The 3523-nt window shown below is 44.6% G+C and carries 4 protein-coding genes; 1 reads left to right on the top strand and 3 read right to left on the bottom strand.

The window, feature by feature from the left end; genetic code table 11:
- The 3 genes from RMO27_RS11265 to RMO27_RS11255 all read right to left on the bottom strand — a co-directional run.
- The coding region (locus RMO27_RS11265; protein WP_309732421.1) for a hypothetical protein at positions 1 to 198 on the bottom strand (198 nt) is incomplete at its 3' end.
- Between the two features lie 19 nt (positions 199 to 217).
- The gene (locus RMO27_RS11260) at positions 218 to 2137 is read right to left on the bottom strand and encodes a hypothetical protein (RefSeq protein ID WP_309732419.1); all 1920 of its coding nucleotides are present in this window, start codon (positions 2135 to 2137) and stop codon (positions 218 to 220) included.
- Positions 2138 to 2267: 130 nt separating this feature from the next.
- Positions 2268 to 2921: a hypothetical protein gene (locus RMO27_RS11255; protein ID WP_309732417.1), complete on the bottom strand. Its 654-nt coding sequence runs from the start codon at positions 2919 to 2921 to the stop codon at positions 2268 to 2270.
- Positions 2922 to 3164: 243 nt separating this feature from the next.
- Between RMO27_RS11255 and RMO27_RS11250 the strand changes: the two genes are divergently transcribed.
- Positions 3165 to 3523: hypothetical protein (locus RMO27_RS11250; protein ID WP_309732416.1), on the top strand; the 359-nt coding region annotated here is incomplete at its 3' end.

Genomic DNA, 3523 nt, shown 5'->3' with positions numbered 1-3523 from the left:
ATGGGATGCAATCGACGCGCGAAAGTCGCCACGGTATTGCTTTTCAAGCTTTTTCTTTTCGTCATTAACTGGTTCAAAGATCGAATCACCAGTTTTAACCTTTTTCAATAACTCCTTGAGTCCGGTGGCGGCTGCGGCTTTTTTGAGATCGGGAAAATTCGCCCCTGTTAATATTTCATTCAACCACGCCTTAGCCATTGGATCGACACTCTTACTCTTAGTTAATATTGCCGAAAATCATCCCGACATTTGTGGCTACGGCTGACAGTTTTCGTCTCACCGATTGACTCGCTGAAATGCCCTTGTAATAGAGTTTTACAGCCTTGCCAGCCACGGAAAACTCTAGATATTTATCCACCGTTCTCAACCCCAATCCGGCGATAACTTCTTTGATGGATTGTTCGCCAATTAGCGAACTAAAGAATGAACCTTTAGAATAAGTAGCCGTCTGTTTGGCCGTCACAAACAGCTCGGTTAATAGAGCTAATTGATTCGGGTAGCGGTATGTTTCCCCGTCGAGTTGAATCTCGATCGCAGTGCCTTCTTGATAGCCCATTGCCGCATTCGCTTGTTCGTGGAATTCTGCCAGCAATTGGGGAATATTCCTAACCTTCCGATAGCCACCAGCGGTGGTGCCATTGGGCGAGAATTTATTCGGCATATAGCGAACTATCGTGCCTTTAGAACCAAACCCATTAAAATTGTATTCCTGCGGGTTATTTTCTTCCGATCCATTGGCGTGTAGTCGCCGATTGGTAGTTTTTTCTAGTGCTTCATCGATCGTGCCGTCCGGTTTGACACTAATTCCTAAAACCTCTGATTGTCTATTGACATGCCAGCCGATAGTAGCCACCCGAGATCGATCGGGATCTGTTTCGTCGGTAGCAAATTTATTTGCATCTAAAGCTTTGGCAATATTAATTACGTTGATGGAATCCATGACTAATGTCCCTATGCCTCTCTCTTCACCAGTTTGGGGATCGAATTGTGGTTGAATATGCCAGTTATATGCGCGTTCGTCATCGACTAAAAACATCGGGTGTGTGTCGTCAACACCGATATCGATGCCAGCCGCTAGTTCGTTATGCCAATAGTTATTATTAGCGGCTAGTTTGTGGAGAATATTTTGCTCGTATTGTTTGTTTTCTCGGTAATAAACGCGAGGCGGATCGACGTTGCTAGCTGTTAGATCGTCGGGGAGAGGTTTAATTTTTGCTACTAAAGCTTGATAAGCCGATACCCAATGAGCGAACAATGATTCGATATTGGTGTGGAGATAGTCACTCCAGGCATATTCTGTTACCAGATGGAGAGTGTTCCTTATTTGATTAGTCAGTGATGAGACAATATCTGTATCGCCAAATATCTGTACCGTTCCTAATACGGCCTCACTAAAATCGATCCAGTAATCGGTGTTTTTTTGAAATATTATTCGGCGATGCACCCAGTCGATCGACTGTAATTTTGGGATAGGTTCGTAGGGATTAGGCCGATAATAGTTAAAGTCAATTTCACAATCGCGATCGACTTTAAGCTTGATTTTTCGACTAGGCTTCCTCCTATAATCCCATTGGTATCCACCTAACAAATCTAAATAATCGGCGGGTACGGGATAACGCACTTCTCGATCGTATTCAAACCAACAATAAAATGGCTGGGTAGATTGCACTGCGGTGTAATGGCCAGTGCCGACGGCGATTTTATAAGGTCTTGGATTAAGGCTATGGGCATAATCCCAAAAAGCTTGACCCGCAGGAGTATAGATATTAGCGTAAAAATCCACTTCGGAGTTATAGAAGATCACCCGACCATAAAGATCGAGTCGATCGACATATTTGCCTTCGATTTCTGTTCTCAGTGGGAAAGCATAATGAGCTTGAATAATTGATTCAAAATCTAGAGTTATCCGATCGGGGCTGTATCTTTGCACAGCTAGCCAGCTTTGCATCAAGCCCTTATGGGTACTAGGTACGAGGTGCCTATAAGCCTCAAAGTCATAACCTTCAACGATCGAAACAGGTCGATCTACACAGTACAGATCGTAAATCTGGTAATTGTCATACTGCTGTAACGCTGGTTTGGGACTTGTTGGAGCGCAATTATCATCAACTAAATAGGTGTTAATTGGGCTAGCCATACATTAAATAAAACGTGATAAATATTGAATTGAGCCAGCAATTATCGAGCCGCTGCTGGCCGATTTCGATTGAAATTCAGCATCGATCGAGTTGGCCGATTGAGTCTCGATCGTGCTATTTGCTAAAGGCTTATCCTACGCTACTACCTTGTCCGTCACTAGGCAAACCCACAGATCCTAAATAGGTAGTATTTCCAGTCTGCTTAGGTAGATGCAAGAGGATTTTCACGACGGGGATAGCAGCAACTGTCGCATTCACTTGATACAAACCTTTTTCAATGCTGTTAGCAGGTAAACCAGCAATATTTGCAGCAGTAATTTCAGCCAGTGCGGCAACGCTTTCGCGGTAAAAGAATTGTTCGACAGTAGTCAATCCGGTCAAATCTTCAGATCCAGGGGTATCACTGGCAAAATCACCCAACCAGTTACCCAGATCGAGGGAGGCAGGAGAGCATTGATCGATCGTGGCGACGGATAAAGCTTTACCTTTAGCGATCTCGGCTGGCGTGTAGGGTAGATTAGCCTCAACCTTAATATAGGTCGGCATTTCGTCAATTTTGACACTGCCAATAAATTTAGGATCGGGTAAGACTGCGGGAGACATTACAGCCGGAACACCAACGACTGGGGGAACGGAGCGAGGATTTGGAGCGATCGCGGGGATAAGGGTTTTAGCCGTGCTGAGATTGGTACCGCCAAACAGTTGAGTCGCACCATACAAGGCACGTTGGCAAGAATTCTGAAAGCCGAGGGCATGAATTTTGGGAGCTGTAGCTAATTTCATCGGTAAAAACCTTGATTTTATTTTTAGCATTCCCATATCTGCATCAGAGATATGCATTTTTCAAATCGATCTGCGCCGATCTAGCAATATGCTAGAAAGTTTCGCCCCCTATAGGGAACGAAACTTTTCCAATCGCCAAAATGTTACTGTGAGAGGGTTCTGGGGGCATGGTAAAAGCATGAGATTAGGGGGCAGTTATCGCCCCATCCACTGCACAAATTACCAATTAACATTTTTTCGATTATGGCTCTTTCTACCATCGTTCAAACAGACGGCACCGTCCGGGCTACTACTTGGGTCGGTTTACTGTATGAGTTACTTTTACTCGGACATCACTTGCAAGGACGCTACAACCGCGCTAAACCTAAATTTAAAAAAAACGCTTACCAGATCGATTACAAATTCGACGGTGACACTACTACTTTTACTGCCAAGGTTGCGCTCGAAGGTCAACGGGTGATGAATCCGACTACTAGCAAGCCTGAATTCAAACTCGATAGCACTCTGGGCGATTACATCGTGGATGCTGTTGGTTTACCCGTTCCTTTCAGTGGCGGTACTGGCGTGCTCGCAGGTTATGACAGCTATGAAGAAGCTTTGGT

Source organism: Chamaesiphon sp. OTE_75_metabat_556 (assembly GCF_031378165.1).
In the GTDB taxonomy this organism is placed as follows: domain Bacteria; phylum Cyanobacteriota; class Cyanobacteriia; order Cyanobacteriales; family Chamaesiphonaceae; genus Chamaesiphon.
The sequence above is the reverse complement of the archived record's forward strand: the minus strand, read 5'-3'. Positions and strand labels throughout refer to the sequence as shown.